This window comes from Massilia sp. (assembly GCF_046293535.1).
Lineage (GTDB): Bacteria > Pseudomonadota > Gammaproteobacteria > Burkholderiales > Burkholderiaceae_D > Telluria.
Genome location: NZ_JBKBOV010000042.1, coordinates 1 through 17,750, shown reverse-complemented (window position 1 = coordinate 17,750; position 17,750 = coordinate 1). Strand labels below are relative to the sequence as shown.

General features: G+C 69.7%; 8 protein-coding genes. 2 read left to right on the top strand and 6 right to left on the bottom strand.

What is annotated here, in order from left to right; genetic code table 11:
• Positions 1-206: 206 nt before the first annotated feature.
• The 6 genes from ACK4S9_RS18735 to ACK4S9_RS18710 form a co-directional block, all read right to left on the bottom strand.
• A complete protein-coding gene (locus ACK4S9_RS18735; RefSeq protein WP_409728787.1) occupies positions 207-1,418 on the bottom strand; it encodes a TIGR04063 family PEP-CTERM/XrtA system glycosyltransferase in 1,212 nt (403 codons plus the stop codon).
• A 17-nt stretch (positions 1,419-1,435) separates the two neighbouring features.
• Positions 1,436-2,713, bottom strand: a complete 1,278-nt coding sequence (gene wecC, locus ACK4S9_RS18730) for a UDP-N-acetyl-D-mannosamine dehydrogenase (protein ID WP_409728784.1) — start codon at positions 2,711-2,713, stop codon at positions 1,436-1,438.
• Positions 2,697-3,833, bottom strand: coding sequence for a non-hydrolyzing UDP-N-acetylglucosamine 2-epimerase (gene wecB / locus ACK4S9_RS18725; RefSeq protein WP_409728781.1), 1,137 nt, complete (start codon positions 3,831-3,833; stop codon positions 2,697-2,699). The genes wecC and wecB overlap by 17 nt, the downstream gene beginning before the upstream one ends.
• A 443-nt stretch (positions 3,834-4,276) precedes the next feature.
• Positions 4,277-6,067: a DUF885 domain-containing protein gene (locus ACK4S9_RS18720; RefSeq protein WP_409728778.1), complete on the bottom strand. Its 1,791-nt coding sequence runs from the start codon at positions 6,065-6,067 to the stop codon at positions 4,277-4,279.
• Positions 6,068-6,106: 39 nt separating this feature from the next.
• Positions 6,107-7,243 carry a branched-chain amino acid ABC transporter substrate-binding protein gene (locus tag ACK4S9_RS18715; protein WP_409728775.1) on the bottom strand — a complete coding sequence of 379 codons (1,137 nt, stop codon included), beginning with the start codon at positions 7,241-7,243 and terminating at the stop codon, positions 6,107-6,109.
• Between the two features lie 87 nt (positions 7,244-7,330).
• Positions 7,331-7,816, bottom strand: coding sequence for an Lrp/AsnC family transcriptional regulator (locus tag ACK4S9_RS18710; protein WP_409728772.1), 486 nt, complete (start codon positions 7,814-7,816; stop codon positions 7,331-7,333).
• A 146-nt stretch (positions 7,817-7,962) separates the two neighbouring features.
• Between ACK4S9_RS18710 and ACK4S9_RS18705 the strand changes: the two genes are divergently transcribed.
• Both ACK4S9_RS18705 and ACK4S9_RS18700 read left to right on the top strand, forming a co-directional pair.
• Entirely contained in the window at positions 7,963-9,927 is a 1,965-nt protein-coding gene (locus ACK4S9_RS18705; protein WP_409728769.1) for an aminotransferase class V-fold PLP-dependent enzyme, read from the top strand.
• A 157-nt stretch (positions 9,928-10,084) separates the two neighbouring features.
• Positions 10,085-17,750: glucoamylase family protein (locus ACK4S9_RS18700; protein ID WP_409728766.1), on the top strand; the 7,666-nt coding region annotated here is incomplete at its 3' end.

Genomic DNA, 17,750 nt, shown 5'->3' with positions numbered 1-17,750 from the left:
GAAATAAGTCATTGATTAATCACAACAAGAATTTTTGTAGCCAGGAGGAATGTAAAGTTTTCCGACAGAATTTATGATCAGCTTGTGCAATGGAAGCCCAGGACGGGTGCCCGGCCCGCAAGCCGAAGCACGTCCGCGTCCGGAAGAACATACCCTTGCCCGGCCTTGCGCCGTTCGGAACAGTGTGGAGAACGTCAGGATCTATATCAGGCGGCGGCTCCGGTCAGGCGGCCATAAATGCTCTTGTAACGGCTGACGCTGGCTTTCCAGTTGCGCTCGGTTTCGACGTACTGGCGGCCGGCGGCGCGCAGCTTCGGCCACTCGGTCTGGGCGTCCACCAGCTGGCCGACCTTGTCGGCCAGTGCCTGGGGATCGTCCGCCTTGAACAGCACGCCGGTCTTGCCGTCGACGATTAGTTCGAGGTGGCCGCCCACGTCGGACGCGGCCAGCACGCGGCCCTGGGCCATCGCTTCGAGCGGCTTGAGCGGCGTGACCAGGTCGGTCAGGCGCATCGACAGGCGCGGATAGACCAGCACGTCGAGCAGGTCGTAGTACATCTGCACCTGGTCGTGCGGCACGCGGCCGGTGAAGACGACCTTGTCGGCGATGCCGAGATCCTTGGCCAGCTGGCGCAGGCGCGCGTCTTCCGGGCCGCCGCCGACCAGCAGCACGCGCAGGTCCGGCCGCTCGGCGGTGAGCGCCGGCACCGCGCGCAGCAGGATGTCCAGGCCTTCGTAGGCGTAGAAGGAGCCGATGAAGCCGATCAGGCGCGCGTCCGCCAGGCCCAGCTTCGTCTTCAGGGCCTGGTCGGCCACGCCGCCGACGGCGAACTTGTCGATATCGACGGCGTTCGGAATCACCGTGATCTTGTCGGCCGGGATGCCGCGCGCGACGATGTCGCGGCGCAGGCCTTCGCAGATCGTGGTCACGGCGTCGGCGCGCTTCAGGGCGTAGCTCTCCAGCGCCCGGGTCAGGCGATAGCGCACGCCGTTCTCGGTGGCCGTGCCATGGTCGACCGCGGCGTCCTCCCAGAAGGCGCGCACTTCATACACCACCGGGATGCCGAATTTCTTGCCGGCACGAAGCGCGGCAATCGCATTCAGCGATGGGGAATGCGCGTGCAGCACGTCCGGGCGGACCGTCGGGATGATTTCCGCGAGGCGGCGCTCCAGGCCGTCGATGACCTGTTTCTGGTTCAGCACCGGCAGCTTGCCCAGGAAGCCGTCCTCGACCGGGGTGCGGTAGAAGTGCAGGCCATCCACGGTGTCTTCCAGCGCGTCGCCGGAATTCTGCTTCGACCCGGTGACGTGGAAGGTTTCCCAGCCCATCGCGCGCTGCTCGCGCAGGATCGAACGGGTACGGAAGGTATAGCCGCTATGCAGCGGAATCGAGTGATCCAGGACGTGGAGGACACGCATGTTTTGTTCCCTTTGACTTACTTGCGGGTGCTGGCGAACCCGCAGGTATCGATGACGACCTTGCCTTCGAACAGTTCCGGCTTGAGGGCCAGGAAAGGCTTGTGGTTGACCAGCATGACGGCGATCTGCGAGCGCGCCAGCGCATCCTGCGGCGTGCGCAGTTCGCCCTTGTCGAGGCTGGCCGGCAGCGCCGAGATGTTCGGTTCGACCACGATGACGCGGCAGCTGTGCGCCGACGTGATGGCCGCCACGATGTCCAGTGCCGGGCTTTCGCGCAGGTCGTCGATGTCCGGCTTGAAGGCCAGGCCGAAGCAGGCGATCGTCACATCGGATTCCTGGCGGCCCGGATGGGCGGCCAGGAAGCGGTCGATTTCCTGCTTGACGTTCTCCAGCACCCAGTGCGGCTTGTGGTCGTTGACCTCGCGCGCCGACTTGATCAGCTTCGCCTCTTCCGGCGCGCTGTGCACGATGAACCACGGGTCCACGGCGATGCAGTGTCCGCCCACGCCCGGACCCGGACGCAGCACGTTGACGCGCGGGTGGCGGTTGGCCAGCGCGATCAGTTCCCACACGTCGATGCCCAGCTTGCCGCAGATGATCGACAGTTCGTTCGCGAAGGCGATGTTCACGTCGCGGAAGGAGTTTTCGGTCAGCTTGCACATTTCCGCGGTGCGCGAATTGGTCTCGATGCACTCGCCCTGCACGAAGGTCTGGTACAGCTCGATGGCGCGCTGCGAGCACTGCCTGGTGATGCCGCCGATGATGCGGTCGTTCGAGACCAGTTCGTGAATGACCTTGCCGGGCAGCACGCGCTCGGGGCAATAGGCGAGGTTGATGTCGGCCGTGTCGTTCGGGCCCTGGGGAATCTTCAGGTCGGGACGCTCTTCGGCCAGCCAGCCTGCCAGCTTTTCGGTCGTGCCGACCGGCGAGGTCGATTCGAGGATGACCAGGTCGCCTTTTTTCAGCACCGGCGCGATCGAGCGCGCCGCCGCCTCGACATAGGTCAGGTCCGGCTCGTGATCGTCGTGGAACGGCGTCGGCACCGCGATCAGGAAGGCATCGGCAGCCTGCACCGTGGTCGTGGCCCTGAGGTAGCCCTGGTTGACCGCGGCGCTGACGATCATGTCGAGGTCGGGTTCGACGATATGGGTGTGGCCGCCGTTGATGGTGTCGACCGCGTGCTGGTTGATGTCGACGCCGATGACGTTCTTCTTGCGTGAAGCAAACATGGCAGCCGTTGGGAGACCGATGTATCCCAAGCCGATCATTGCGATAGTATCAAACGAGCTGCTCATGATTTTCCCTCAAAAAGTTTACGATTTGCAAAGCGGACGTGCCGTCGCCGTAGGGATTGGCGGCGTTGCTCATCCGGGAGTATTCGGCGGCGTCGCTCAGCAGGATGCGGGTGCCGTCGACGATCGAACGGACCGAGGTGCCGACCAGGCGCACGGTGCCCGCGGCCACGGCCTCGGGACGCTCGGTGGTGTCGCGCATGACCAGCACCGGCTTGCCCAGGGACGGCGCTTCTTCCTGGATGCCGCCGGAGTCGGTCAGCAGGATCGAGGCGCGGTTCATCAGGTAGACGAAAGGCAGGTAGCCGACCGGATCGATCAGGTGGATGTGGGGATTGCCCTTCAGGATGCGCTGTACCGGTTCCTGCACGTTCGGATTCAGGTGTACCGGGTACAGCACCTCGACGTCGTCGAGCTGGCTGATCTCGTTCAAGGCATGGCAGATGTTTTCGAAGCCGCTGCCGAAGTTTTCGCGGCGGTGGCCGGTGACCAGCACCAGTTTTTTCTTGCTGTCGAGGAAGCTGAACTGCGATTCCATCTGGCGCCGGAGCGCCCCGTCGGTTTCCAGGCGCCGGACCACGTCGAGCAGGGCGTCGACGACGGTATTGCCGGTCACGCAAATATTTTTGGCGGGAACACCTTCCTTGAGCAGGTTCTGTTTCGCATGCTCGGTCGGCGCGAAATGCACCTTGGCGATCGCCCCGGTCAGCTTGCGGTTGATTTCTTCCGGCCAGGGCGAATAGATATTCCCGGTGCGCAGGCCCGCTTCGACGTGGCCGACAGCGATCCGTTCGTAATACGCCGCCAGGCTGGTGGCCATGGTCGTGGTGGTATCGCCATGCACGAGCACGTAATCCGGTCGCCACTCCCGCAGCACCGTGCGCATCCCGGCCAGGACTTTGCTTGTGATATCGGACAGGTCTTGCCCGGGTGTCATGATGTCGAGATCGAAATCAGGCTTGATCGCAAACAGCTCGAGTACCTGGTCCAGCATGGACCGGTGCTGGGCGGTGACACAGACTTTAACGTCGAAATCGGTTGCGGCGGCAAGTTCGCGCACCACCGACACCATTTTGATCGCCTCCGGCCGGGTGCCGAAGACGGTAAGGATCTTGAGGGTCATCTGCTCTTACTTCTTACTGTTGTGCGTTCCGGATGGGTGCAGGTGCTTGGAAGCTTGGGTCACAGTTCAACTGCCTAAAAATGTTGCGTTTCGTGCATTTATGTCAAGTTACTGCAACATTGTCCCTTACAAATATGCAATTTGTCAAAAGCACCACTCCATTTCCGTGCGGCAATAATATCGGTGTAGCCTACACTGTTTTCCACGCAAGGACGCACACGTTTGACCTGAGAAGCCAGAACAGTCCATTAGTTGAATTGCATCTCAACACTATAAGGTTTTTGCAGCACAAGCAGGCGTATTTCGTTTCCATCGCGTGCGCGGCTGTGGCGTCTTCGCACCTGCTTCGACCCGGAGATGTTAGTTGTTCCACAGAGGACCGTACTCGAGCGGGCAAAAAAAAACCGGGGCGAGCCCCGGTTTCATTACTGTTCAAGCGGTATTTACTTCGACTCCGCAATCCAGCGATCCACTTTCGCCTCCAGCACCGCCAGCGGCAGCGTGCCTTCGCCCAGCACGATCTCGTGGAACTTCGGCAGGCTGAATTTCTCGCCCAAGGCGCTTTGTGCGCGCTTCCTCAGCTCCATGATCTTCAGCGAGCCGATCTTGTAGCCCAGCGCCTGGCCCGGCCACACCATGTAGCGCTCGATCTGCGCGCGCGCCTCGTGCTCCGAGTAGCCCAGCGTGTCCTGGAAATACTGGATGGCCCGCTCGCGGCTCCAGCCCTTGGCGTGCAGGCCGGTATCCACCACCAGGCGCGCCGCGCGCAGCATCTCGTCGTTCAGGTGGCCGAAGTAATCCTCCGGCTTCTCGAACAGGCCCATCTCCTTGCCCAGGGTCTCGGCATACAGCGCCCAGCCTTCGGTGAAGGCGTTGTTGCCGCCGAACTTGCGGAAGTTCGGCAGGCCCAGTTCCTGCACCAGCGCGATGTGGAAGTGGTGGCCCGGCTGGCCTTCGTGCAGGTAGAGCGTGACCATGCCGGTGCTGCCGTACTGCTTCGGATCGTTCACCACCGACCAGAACACGCCCGGGCGCGAGCCGTCCGCGGCCGGCGGGGTGTAATGGTCCGAGGCGGTGGCGCGCGACAGTTCCGGCTCCAGTTTCAGGTCGAGCGGCGCCTTCGGCATCAGGGTGAACAGCGCCGGCAGCTTGGCGCGCACCTTGGTGTCCAGCTCGCGGTACACGTCGATGACCTGCTGGTCCGAGGTGAAGGGCTTGTACTTCGGCTGCTGGGCCACCCAGCGCGGCAGGCCGGCCGCCGGGCCGGTATAGCCCATCTTCGGGCCGGTCACGGCGTATTCGCCCTGGATGCGCGCCACTTCCTTCAGGCCGATCTCGTGGATCTGGTCGGGCGTGAGGCTGGTGGTGGTCATCGCCGCCACGCGCGCGGCGTACCAGGCGGCGCCATCCGGCAGGGCGTTCCAGCCGGCGCTGGTGCGCGTCTTCGGCAGGTAGTCCTTTTCCAGGTAGGTCGCCAGGCGCTTGAGCGCGGGATTCAGTTTGTTGGCGATCGTCTTGCGGTAGGCCTGCGTCAGGCTGCGCTTCTCGGCGGCCGTGAAGCTGGCCGGCATGTTCTTGATCGGCGTGTAGAAGATGCTATCTTCGGTCTTGCCCGCCACCAGCTGTTTGAATTGCGGCAGGGCGGACTGCATCGGCTCGCGCGGCTGCACCACGCCGCGCTTGACCCCTTCGCGCATGTTCGTGATCGACTGGTCGATGTGCGGCACCAGCTGGGCCAGCCGGCTCAGGTAGGCGCGGTAGTCGCGCACGGTATTCAGGGGCTGGGCGCCCTGGCCGCCGGCGTAGTTCGCCAGGATCACCGGCATGCTGATCATCTGGTCGATCGGGATCAGGTGTTCCGGGAAGGCGGCCAGGCGCAGCGCGCTGTCGAGCTCGAACTTGAGGATGTCGTAGCTGGTCTGGTCGCGCCCTCCCAGGCGCTCGCGCGGGATGTTCGACAAGCGTTTGAGGTAGCCGCGGTAGAGCGCGAACTGCTGCTCGCGCAGCTTGGGCGAGATCGACAGGCCGAGCTTGTCGTTGAAGCGGCTGTCGCCGTTCTCGGTGGCCCATACCGGCTCGAAACGTGCCAGCGATTGTAGTACTCGTCGGCCAGGGTATTGAGCTGGCGGCTTTCCTGGGTCGCGGCGGCAGCGGCGGGCTTGGGTGCGTCGACCTGGGCCGCTGCCGCCGGCCCGCAGGCCAGCAGCGCGGCCACGGCCGCAGTGGCGGGCCATGCCGGCTTGAAGCGTGCGTTCATGGTGTTTCCTTGCGAATCAGTAGCTGGCCAGCGGCGTCAAGGCGCCGTTCTTGAAAGTGTAGACCGTGACGGCCGTCTTCTTCAGGTTGCCCTTCGGGTCATAGCCGTAGGTGCCGACCACGCCCTGGTAGCTGATGCTGTGCATGGCCGCGCCGACCTTGGCCGCGTCGATCGAATTGGCCGACTTCATGGCCTGGGCGATGAACTTGGTCTGGTCATAGAACGAAGGCGCATACACGTCCGGATCGCGCTTGAAGCGCGCCTTGTACGCATTGATGAAGGCCGGGCCGCCCGGCTGCTTGGCGACGATGGCGCCGGCCTGGGCGCAGCGCACGTTCTCGCCGACCGCCGGGCCGCCCAGCTTGGCCATTTCGGGGCTGCACAGGGTGTCGCCGCCCAGCAGCGGCACGTTCAGGCCGAGCGCCTTCATCTGGCGCGCCATCGGCGCGGCCTGCGGGGCGTAGCCGCCGAAGAAGACGGCATCCACGCGCTTGGCCTTGAGCGAGGTGAGGATGGCGGCAAAGTCGGTCGCCTTGTCGGTGGTGTATTCGTGGCCGGCGACCTTCATGCCGTTGGCCGTCGCCTGGCGCTTGAACTCCATGGCGACGCCCTGGCCGAAGGCGGTGCGGTCGTCGATGACGCCGACGTTCTTGACCTTCAGCTCCTTGGCCGCGTAGGCCGCCACCGAGCCGCCCACCTGGGTGTCGCTGGCGACGATGCGGAACACGGTCGGGTAGCCGGCTTGCGTGATCTTGGGATTGGTGCCGACGGTCGACATCAGGATGCCGTTGTCGTTGTAGACGCGCGAGGCGGGAATGGCCACGCCCGAGTTGTACGGGCCGAGCACGAACTTCACCTTGGCGTCGGCGAATTTCTGCGCCACGTTGACACCCTGCTTGGGGTCGCCCTGGTCGTCTTCGGACTGCAGCTCGAAGCGAATCGTCTTGCCGCCGACCTGGAGCTTTTGCGCGTTGAGTTCTTCGATGGCGAGGCGCACGCCGTTTTCGTTGTCCTTGCCGGCAAAGGCGTTGGAACCGGACAGCGGGCCGCTGACGCCGATCTTGACGACCTGTTCGGCGGCGTTGGCGGTATTGACGTCGATGGCGAGCAGCGCGACCAGCGCGAGCGGCGCCATGTGCAGTTTGGATGGCATTCCCTGGGTCTCCGTTATGTTCGAAACGGACGCCATCATGACATGAAACCCGGCGCCGGTTAAGCAGCGCAACGTGTGCTTACAAGCTTACGCCGCCAGCCCGTGCGAGATCAATTCCAGCGGCAGCGCCGTGGTGCACTTGATCTGCTCCATCGAGAAGGCCGAGGACACGCCGGTCAGGCGCGCCGTCTTGATCAGCTTCTTGTAGAAGCGGTCGTAGCCCGCGATGTCGGTGGTGACGACCTTGAGCAGGTAGTCGACGTCGCCGCTCATGCGGTGGAATTCGAGCACTTCCGGCAGCGCGACCACGGCCGCGGCGAAGCGCGCCAGCCATTTTTCGTCGTGTTCGGTGGTGCGCACGCTGACGAATACCGTTACCGGCAGCCCGACCTTCTCGCGGTTGACGATGCTGACCCGGCTTTCGATATAGCCCTCTTCCTCCAGGCGCTTGACGCGTTTCCAGCAGGGCGTGCTGGAGAGGCCGACCTTTTCGCTGAGGCCGGAAATGGAGAGGGTGGCATCCGCCTGCAATGCGGCAAGAATGGCGCAATCAAACTTGTCGAGTGAGTTCATTTTCACTATATCGGTATATCAAGAACGTATATGCCAATTTCGCGCCATGACGCGGATAAATTAGTATATGTTTACCGGCGCGACTCCGTAACATACTCATCAACAATAACACGATCCGCAGCAACTAATTACTTTTTTGTAATGTGATGATGAACAACGAAGTCTACCTCGACGCCAACGCCACCTCGCCGGTCCTCCCGGAAGCCATCGAAGCGGCGCTCGGCAGCATGCAGGCCTGTTTCGGGAACCCGAGCAGCAGCCACGCCTGCGGCCTGCGCGCCAAGGCCCTGCTCGAAGCCACGCGCGCGCGCGCGCGCCGGGTGCTGGGCGCCGCCGAGGGGAGGGTGATGTTCACCAGCGGCGCCACCGAGGGCATCCAGACCGCGGTGCTGTCGGCCCTGTGCGCCGTGCGCGAGCGGCGTGCGCGCGGCGAAGCCTGCGGCGACCTGCTGCTCTACGGCGCCACCGAACACAAGGCGGTGCCGGAAAGCCTGGCGCACTGGAACCGCCTGCTCGGCACCGGGCTGGAATTGCGCGCGCTGCCGGTCGACGGCGACGGCCACCATCGCCTGGAGGTGCTGCGCGAACTGGCGCCGCGCGCCGCTTTTGTCTGCACCATGGCCGCCAACAACGAAACCGGGGTCGTCTCCGACCTGGGCGGCATCGCGCGCGTGCTGCTTGACACCGACAGCCCGGCGCTGTGGATGGTCGACTGCGTGCAGGCGCTCGGCAAACTCCCGCTGGCGCTCGACGCCACCCGCATCGACTATGCGCCCTTCTCGGGCCACAAGCTGTATGCGCCGAAGGGCGTGGGCCTGCTGTACGTGCGCGAAGGCGCGCCCTACACGCCGTTGATGTGCGGCGGCGGCCAGGAAGCCGGGCAGCGCTCCGGCACCGAGAACATGGCCGGCATCGCCGCCCTCGGGGCGGTGCTCGGCGCGCTGGAGGAGGGCACGCGCTTTTGCAGCCACGCGCAGATGCGCGGCTACCGCGACCGTCTGGTGGCGGCCCTGCGCCAAGCCTTCCCCGGCCTGGTGTTCAACGCCCCGCTCGAGCACGCGCTGCCGACCACGCTGAACTTCTCGGTGCCGGGCCTGGGCAGCAAGGAACTGCTCGACCTGTTCGACGCCGCCGGCGTGCGCGTCAGCGCGGGGTCGGCCTGTTCGGCCGCCAAGGCGGCGCCCAGCTACGTGCTCGATGCGATGGGCGTGCCCCCGGCGCGCAGCGCGTCGGCCGTGCGCTTGTCCTTCGGCCCGCTGGCGGACGACGCCTTCATCGATGCGGCCTGCGCCCGGATCGTGCACTGCGGCCGCGCGCTGGCGCAGGCAAGGCCGGCGGCGCGCCTGCAGCAGCTGGAGGCGGGCGGCGCCAGCGGCTGGCTGCTGTTCGACGACGAGGGCCGCCACTGCATCGCGATCGACCCGCCGGAAGCGCTGGCGGCGCGGATCGCCGCCGACCTGGGCACGCGCGATTGCCGCCTGCTGGCCTGTTTCGCCACCGGCCACGGCGCCGCCGGCGCCGATGCGCTGTGCGACATCCTCGGCGCGCGTCCGGGCTGGCCGGGCGGGGCGCAGCAGGTGCGGTTCGGCGGCCGGATGCTCGACGCCATCGCGCTGGGCCGGGACGTGCTGGCGAAAGCCGGCGACGGCTACCTGCTGGGGCGTCCGGAAAGCGGCGTGCTGGACCCTGGCGCGGTGCGCTTCGTGTTCGGCGCGGCACCCGCGCATGAGGGCCTCGATGCCCTGTGCTGCCACCGGATCGGCGAACCCGCGGTGTCGCGCCCCGGCGCCGCTGCGCTGCCGGACGAGGGCATCGACCTCGACCCGACCACCGCCGCCGCCTATCTCGCGGCCCACCCCGACGCCCTGCTGGTCGACGTGCGCGAGCTGCCGGAGCACGCGGCGGCCTGTGCGCAGCTGCATGGACGCAGCGCGCAGCACGTGCCGCTGTCGCAACTGGCCGGCCAGGCGGCGCACTGGCTGCGCGAACCGCGGCCGCTGGTGTTCCTGTGCCGCAGCGGCAACCGCAGCGCCCGCGCCGCGCGCCTGCTGCGCCGCCTCGGCCATGCCCAGTCCTGGCACGTGGCTGGCGGGCTGGCACTGGCGGGTTGAAACCCGCGCCTGTGTACGCCACCGCACAGTAGCTACCGCTGGCTTCTTCTAGCATGGCGGTGGCCGTGCGCGCCCTGCGTTTCCCTTCCCATCGACCTGCTTCAGGCGCGCTGCGCGCCAGCGGTCGACAGCGCGCGCCTCTGTGTCGAGGTCCCTGTTGAAGCAAGAGAAGAACCCGAAGGCTGAATCCGGCGCCGCCGCAGTCACGAGCAATGCGCGCGATGACGGCGCGCTCGGCCTGCGGGCGCAGCTGGCCGAACTGGCCGGCGCACTCGACGCCGCCTGCGACGCGCTCGAGCGCGCTCGCCGCGAGGGCAGCGAATTGCCGCCCGCCGCCGGCGTCATCCTCGACAACAGCCCCCTGATCGACGCCCAGCTGCGCCAGGTGCAGGCCGCCTTCGGCCTGCACGACCGCGGCGCGCTGCCGGTCCATGCCGGCCAGGTCCGCATCCTGGCGCTGGCGCGCGACGCGGCGGGCCGCGACGACGGCCGCCTCGAACGCGCCAGCCTGGCAAGCCTGCTCGCCACCTTCCAGCACAAGGCTCCCTTGCGACTGGCCGAGCTGCGCCTGTTTCCCGCCGCCTTGCGCCTGGCGCTGCTCGACGGCTTGCGCCAGGTGGCCGTGCGCGCCGCCCGCGCCTGCGAGGAACGCATCCTCGCCGCCGCCTGGGCCGGCAGGCTGCTCGACAGCGCCGCGCACCGCTCCGGCGACCTGGTCCTGCTGGTGGCGGACATGGCGCGCGAGGTGGAGCCGCTGGGCGGCAGCTTCGTGGCGGAACTGGCGCGCCGCCTGCAAGGGCAGGGGCCGGTGGTCGCCCAAGCGCTGGCCTGGATCGATGCGCGCCTGGCGGACCAGGGGTCCGGCATCGGCCAGATGGTCGCGGCCGAGCGCGACGCCATGGCGGCGGACGGCACGCGGGTGGCGAACACCCTGGCCAGCCTGCGCCTGCTCGGCGGGATCGACTGGCGCGAGCTGCTCGAGGGTGCCAGCAGCGTCGAACCCATCCTGCGTGCCGACCCGGACGGCAGCTATCCGCGCATGGACGGCGCCACCCGCGACCTGTACCGCCTCGCCGTCGAAAAGCTGGCGCGCCGCAGCGGACGCAGCGAGGCCGAGGTGGCGCAGGAGGCGCTGGCGCTTGCGGGCCGGAACCTGACGCCGGGCGAGGGCGGGCTGGACGCACGCCGCCGCCACATCGGCTACTACCTGGCCGGTCCGGGCCTGCCGGCGCTGGAAGCGCGGCTGCAGCCACAACCCGGCCTGGCCGCGGGCCTGGGACAGCGCCTGCGCCACGCCCCGCTGGCGGCCCGCATCGCCGGCGTGAGCCTGTTTACATTGCTGTTCGCGGCGGCGGTCGTCGTCGCCGCACGCCAGCAGGGCGCCGGCGCGGGGCTGCAGGTGCTGATCGGACTGCTCGCGCTGGTCGGCGCGAGCGGCCTGGCGCGCTCGCTGGTCGACATGATGGCGGCCTGGCTGGCCAACCCAAGCCCGACGCCGCGCATGGACTTCGGCGACGGCATCCCGGCCGGCGAACAGGCCCTGGTGGCCGTGTCGGCGCACCTGGTCAACAGCGCCCAGGTCGATACCCTGTGCCGCGACCTCGAAGTGCGCTACCTGGCCAACCGCGATCCGCGCCTGCGCTTCTGCCTGCTGGCCGACCTGTACGACGCCCGGCTCGAGGCCATGGCGGGCGACGAGGCGCTGGTGGCGCATGCCGCCGCCGCCATCGACGCACTCAACCGCAAGCATGCGCGCGACCATGCCTTTCCCACGCTCGACGAAGACGGCCAGCCCGCGACAAGCCGGGTGCGGGTCGAACCCTTCCTGCTGCTGCAGCGTCCACGGACCTGGAGCGAGGGCGAGCACGCATGGATCGGACGCGCGCGGCGCCGTGGCCAATTGGCCGACCTGAACGCCTTCCTGGCCGGTACCGGGCGCGAGCGCTTCGCGACAGTGGCCGGCAACGCGGCCGGGCTGGCCGAGATGCGCTACGTGATCACGCTCGACGCCGCCACCGACCTGCCACGCGACGCGGCGCGCCGCCTGGTCGGCGCCATGGCCCATCCGCTCAACCAGCCCGCCCTGGATGCCGGCGGCACCCGCGTGGCCGAAGGGCATGCCATGCTGCGTCCGGCGGTCGGCGGCGCCTTGCCCGGCCCGCAGGCCTGCCGCTACCAGCGCATGTGGCTCGAAGCCCCCGGCACCTGGGCCGCCGGCCTGGCCGTACGTGAAGGCGAAGCGCAGGGCATGTTCGGCTGGTCCGCGATCTACGAGGTGGATGCCTACGAACGGGTGCTGCGCGGCCGCCTGCCCGACGACGCCTTGCCGGCGCCGGGCATCGTCGACGAAGGCTGCCTGCATGCGCAGCGCGATTGCGAGACCAGGCTCGCCGAAGCGCTCCCCGGCAGCTACGGCGAACATGCCGTGCGCCGCCACCGCGCGGTGCGGACGGCCTGGCAGGCGGCGGGCTGGATACGCCCGCGCATCGGCAAGGCCAGGGGCGAGCGCGAAGCCAACCCGATGACCGCCGGCGCCCGCTGGCAGCTGTTCGATACCCTGCGCGACAGCCTGGTGGCGCCAGCGCTGGCGGCGCTGCTGGTCCTGTGCTGGAGCCGGCTGGCGGCGCCCGCGTTCTGGACCGCCGTGGTGCTGTCGGTGTTCTTCCTGCCGGCCCTGCTGGGCAGCTTGGTGGCGCTGGTCGACCGTTCCCACGATGCGCCCTGGCGCCAGCACCTCGACAGCTGGGCGCGCGGCGCGCGCGTGCCGCTGGTGCGCGCGGCGCTGGCCACCAGCTTCCTGCCGCATGCGGCCTGGTGCCAGCTCGACGCCGTGGTGCGCGCGCTGTGGCGCAGCCGGGTGTCGCGCCGGCGCCAGCTGGAATGGCGCCCTGCGGCGCTGGCGCGGCCCGCCCGGGTGGTGGCCAACAACTGGCTCACCATGTGGTTCGCGCCGGCGCTGGCGGTGGCGACCAGCCTGCTGCTGACCTTCGCCAACCCGTATTCCCTGTTCACGGCGGCGCCGGTCCTGCTGGTGTGGTTCCTGTCGCCGCTGCTGGCCTGGTGGACCAGCCTGCCGCAACGCGCGCAGGTGCGCCTGCCGGCGGCGCGCCTGGCCGGCCTGCAGCGCCTCGCGCGGCGCAGCTGGAGCTTCTTCGAGGACCACGCTGGCCCGGCCGGCAACTGGCTGCCGCCGGAAAGCGTGCAGGAGCATCCCCATCCGCTGGTCGATGCCCGCACCACCCCGGGCGGCATCTCGATCTTCCTGCTGTCCACGCTGGCGGCGCGCGATCTCGGTTTCATCGCCCCGGGCGAGCTGCTGCGGCGCCTGGATGCCTCGCTGGCCTCGATGGCCCTGCTCGAGCGCTGGCAGGGCCACTTCCTGGCCGCCTACGACAACGCCACCCTGGCGCCGGTCGAGCCGGCCTGCGTGTCGACCCGGGACAGCGGCTGGCTGGCGCTCGGCCTGCGCGTTCTCGCCGTCGGGCTGGACGAACTGCCGGATGCGAAGCTTGCCGGGCCGCCGGTCCTGGACGGGATCCGCGCGACCGTGCACGTGGTGGACGAACTGGTCCAGCACCAGGCGCACGGCGTGCGCGCGATGGTGGCCGAGGTCTGGGGCGCGCTCGACCCGCAGCGTTGCCGCGCGGCCGACACCTTGCCGGGGCTGTCCGAGTGCCTGCGCCACGTGGCCGCCGCCGCCGATGCGCTGGAAGCCGGCCTGCCGGAAACCGCTGATGCCGCGCTGCGCGGCTGGGCGGCGCGCCTGGCCGCGCAATGCCATGCGCAGCAGGACGAGTTGCTGGCGCTGGCGCCGTGGATGCGCGCCGAGCAGGAATACGTGCTCGAGGCCAGCCTGACGCGTATCCCGACGCTGCGCGAACTGGCCACGCTGGAAGCGCCTGCCGGCAGCCACCACGGCCTGGTGAGGCTGGTGCGCGAAGGGCGCCAGCACGCGCAGAAGCTGCTGGCCGAGTGCGCCCGCCTCGCCGGCCAGGCGCGCGAGTTCTCCGACATGGATTTCGGCGCGCTGCTTTCGCCCGAGACCGGCCTGCTGGCGGCCGCCTGCCACGTGCGCGACGGGCGCCTGGACGGCGCCAGCTGCGACCTCCTGGCTGCCGAGGGCCGCATGGCCAGCTTCCTGGCGGTGGCGCAGGGCCAGCTCGGGCAGCGCCACTGGTGGGCACTGGGGCGGCCGCTGCGCATCGCCGGGGCGGAGCAGCTGCTGCTGTCGCGCACGGGCAGCCTGTCGGACTATCTGGCGCCGCAGCTCCTGATGCCCACGTGGCGCGAGACCCTGCTCGACCACGCCGGCCGCGCCGCCGTGCGCGCCCAGGCGGCGCATGGCGCGCGTCACGACATGCCCTGGGGCTTTTCCGAGTCGAGCTGCAACGCGGTGGACGCCCAGCTGCTGTTCCAGTCCGGCCGCTTCGGCATTCCCGCAGCCAGCCTGGAGCGCAGCCAGGATGCGGGCCTGGTGGCGGCGCCCCATGCCGCCATGCTGGCCTTGCCGGTGGCGCCGGCCCTGGCCCTCGGCAACCTGGAGCGCATGGCGAACGAGGGCCTGGCCGGCGACTACGGCTTTTACGATGCGGTCGACCATACCCCGGGCAGGCTGCCGCACGGCGAGCGCCGCCACGTGGTGCGCACGGTCGTCGCGCGCCACCAGGGCATGGGCCTGCTCGCGCTGCTGCAAGTGCTGCACGGGGCGCCGATGCAGCGCCGCTTCAGCCTCGATCCCGAACTGCGCGCGGCCCTGCCGCTGCTGCAGGAGCCGGTGCCCGCTTGCGGCGCCTCCCTCGGGGCGGCCCAGGACGGCGCGCAGCCGCACCCGGGGTCCGCCCGGGGCCGGGTGATCGACCGCGCGGATGCGTCGACGCCGGATGTGCAACTGCTGTCGAACGGCAGCTACCACGTGCTGGTGGACAGCATTGGTGCCGGCTACAGCCGCTGGGGCGAACAGCTCCTGAGCCGCTGGCAGCCGGACCCGCTCGGCGCCAGGGGCGGCCTGGCCTGCGTGCTGCGCGACAGCGCATCCGGCGAACTGTTCTCGCCCACGCTGGCGCCCATCCACGGCGAACCGCAGCGCTACGAGGCGGTGTTCGCGGAGGGGCGCGCCAGCTTCCGCCGCGAAGAGCGCGGGCTGGCGATCGTGAGCGAGGTGGTGGTGGCGCCCGAGGACGACATCGAGCTGCGCTGCATCCGCATCCACAACACGGGCGCGGCGCCGCGCACGCTGGAAGTGACGAGCCAGGTCGCGCTGTGCACGTCCGCGGGGCAGGGGGCGCAGCTGCGTATCGATGCGCCGACCCAGGCCCTGCTCTGCAGCCTGGGACCGGGCGCGCCGACCGTCCTGCACCTGATGGCGGTGCGCGCCGAGGCGGGCGCGCCGCAATACAGCGCCGAATGCCGCGACCCGCTTGCCGCGCTGCCGCCGTTCGACGAAGCGGCGCAGCCGGCCGAGCCGGCGCTGGCGATCCGCCGCGGCATCACCCTGGCGCCGGGCCAGGAAGTGCGCATCGACCTGATGCTGGGCGTGGCCCCGACCCCCGCCGCCGCGCGCGAGCTGGCCGCGCGTTATGCGGGCACCCAGGCGGTGGGGCAGGCGCTGGAGGCGGCATGGACCCACGGCCAGGCCTTCCTGCGCGCGGCCGGCATCGGCGAAGCGCAGGCCCAGCTCTACAACCGCCTGGCCGGCTGCCTGCTCGACCCGGTGCCCGGCCTGCGGGCCGAGGCCGGCGTGATCGAGCGCAACGTGCGCGGGCGCGCCGCCCTGCGCCCCTACGGCGTGGACGGCAGCCGCCCGCTGCTGGTGCTGCAGCCCGGCCCGGACAGCGCCCTGGCGCGCGAGGTCCTGCAGGCGCACGGCTACTGGCGTGCGCGCGGCTTCGACGCGGACGTGCTGGTGCTGTGCGAGGACCGCGCCGTGCTCGACCAGGTGGCGGCGCTGGCGCCAGGCGACGCGCCGGGCATCCACCTGCACCTGCTGCCTGAAGTGCCGCAGGAAGACCGCATCCTGCTGCGCGCGGCGGCGCAGGTGCTGCTGCTCGAAGAGCGCGGCAGCCTGCTCGACCAGCTGCGCCGCGCGGCGCCGGGCCTGCCCGCGCTGCCGGCGCCCTTCGCGCCGCGCGAACAGCCGCAAGCCTGGACTAGCGAGGCGCGTCTTGGCGATGACGAGGCGCTTCCGCCCGGCCAGGACGGCGGCGGCTTCACCCAGGACGGGCGCGAACTGCTCATCGGAAGCGAGGGGGGCGCCGGCGCGCCATGGGAAAACGCGCTCGCCAACGGCGGGTTCGGCGCCGTCGTGCCGCACGGCGGTCCCGGCAGCACCTGGTGCGGCCGGCGCACGCTCCTCTTGAGCGCACCGCAAGGCGAAGCCTTCTACCTGCGCGACGAGGACAGCGGCGCGGCCTGGTCGCCCACGCCCTGGCCGATGCCGTCCGGCGCGCCCTACCGCACGCGCCACGGGTTCGGCTATACGCTGTTCGAGCACGTGGCGCACGGCATCCGTTCCGAGCTGCGCTGCTTCGTGGCGCCCGGTGCGCCGCTGAAGTACGCGGTCATCAAGCTGCACAACGCCTCCAGCGCGCCGCGCCGCCTGTCGGTCACCGGCTATGTGCGGTGGTGGATGGACGATGCCGCCGCCGGCTCCGCCCAGCAGGTCGTCACCAGCGTGGACGTGGCCAGCGGCGCGGTGGTGGCGCGCAACGCCTTCGGCGAGGGCTTCGGCGGGGCGGGCGAACAGCGGCTCGGCTTCTTCCACCTGGATGCGCCCCAGGTGGCGTCGACCTGCGACCGGCGCGAATTCGTCGGCCGCCACCGCAGCCTGGCGCGGCCGGCGGCGCTGGAGCGCAAGGGACTGTCCGGCGCGCATGGTGCCGCGCTCGACCCCTGCGCGGCCCTGCAGGCGCAGGTGGAACTGGCGCCGGGCGCCGCGCTGGAACTCGTGTTCCTGCTCGGCGTCGCCGGACCGGACGCGTTGGCGGCGAGCCGCGCGGTGCAGCAGTACGGCGGCTCCAAGGCGGCGGCGCTGGCGCTGCGCCAGGTGCACGCCTTCTGGGACGAGCTGCTCGGCAGCCAGCGCGTGTCCACGCCGGATGCCGCCTTCGACCTGTACGCCAACGCCTGGCTGCCCTATGCGGCGGTGGCCGGCGCCATGGGCGGCACCCCGGCGCAGCAGCTGCAGGGCGCGCTGGCGGCGGCGCACGGCAGCCCGGCGGTGCTGCGCGAGGCGCTGCTGCGCGCCGCGCGCGCCGACATCGGCGCCGCAGGCAGGCCGGTGGAAGACTTCCTGTGGCTGCCCTATGCGCTGCACCGCTACGCCGGCATCACGGGCGACTACGGCATCCTGCGCGAGCCGGCCGGCGGCGACCCGTCCAGTGGCACCCGCCTGGCGCGCGACGACCTGTACCAGGTGTGCGTGCACGGCCTGCGTGGCTGCCTGCGCTTCGGGGTGCACGGCATGCCGCTGCGGCAGGCGCGCATGCACGAGGGCGAAGAGGAGCTGGACGCCCGGCCCGAAAGCGTGCTGCTGGCCTTCCAGCTGGCCGCGGTGCTGCAGCGCTTTGCCGAGGTGGCCGACCGGCGCGCCGATTTCGGTTTCGCCACCACCTGCCGCGGCGCGGCGCTGGCGCTCAAGGCGCAGGCCGAGGAATACGGCTGGAACGGCGCCGCCTATGGCGACGGCGGCGCCGCCACCCAGGCCTGGGCCGCCATGGCCGGCGCCGCCCCGGCGCGCGTCAAGGCGGTGCTGGCCGCGCTCGACGCCGGCGCCGAGCAGGACGGGCGCACGCTGGCCTGGGCGGCGCTGGCCCTGGCCGGGCAGG

Excerpts from the sequence above, each read along its gene's own strand:
- ACK4S9_RS18735 (WP_409728787.1), bottom strand. The coding sequence starts at position 1,418 with ATGCGTGTCCTCCACGTCCTGGATCACTCGATTCCGCTGCATAGCGGC.
- wecC (WP_409728784.1), bottom strand. The coding sequence starts at position 2,713 with ATGAGCAGCTCGTTTGATACTATCGCAATGATCGGCTTGGGATACATC.
- wecB (WP_409728781.1), bottom strand. The coding sequence starts at position 3,833 with ATGACCCTCAAGATCCTTACCGTCTTCGGCACCCGGCCGGAGGCGATC.
- ACK4S9_RS18720 (WP_409728778.1), bottom strand. The coding sequence starts at position 6,067 with ATGGCCCGCCACTGCGGCCGTGGCCGCGCTGCTGGCCTGCGGGCCGGC.
- ACK4S9_RS18715 (WP_409728775.1), bottom strand. The coding sequence starts at position 7,243 with ATGCCATCCAAACTGCACATGGCGCCGCTCGCGCTGGTCGCGCTGCTC.
- ACK4S9_RS18710 (WP_409728772.1), bottom strand. The coding sequence starts at position 7,816 with ATGAACTCACTCGACAAGTTTGATTGCGCCATTCTTGCCGCATTGCAG.
- ACK4S9_RS18705 (WP_409728769.1), top strand. The coding sequence starts at position 7,963 with ATGATGAACAACGAAGTCTACCTCGACGCCAACGCCACCTCGCCGGTC.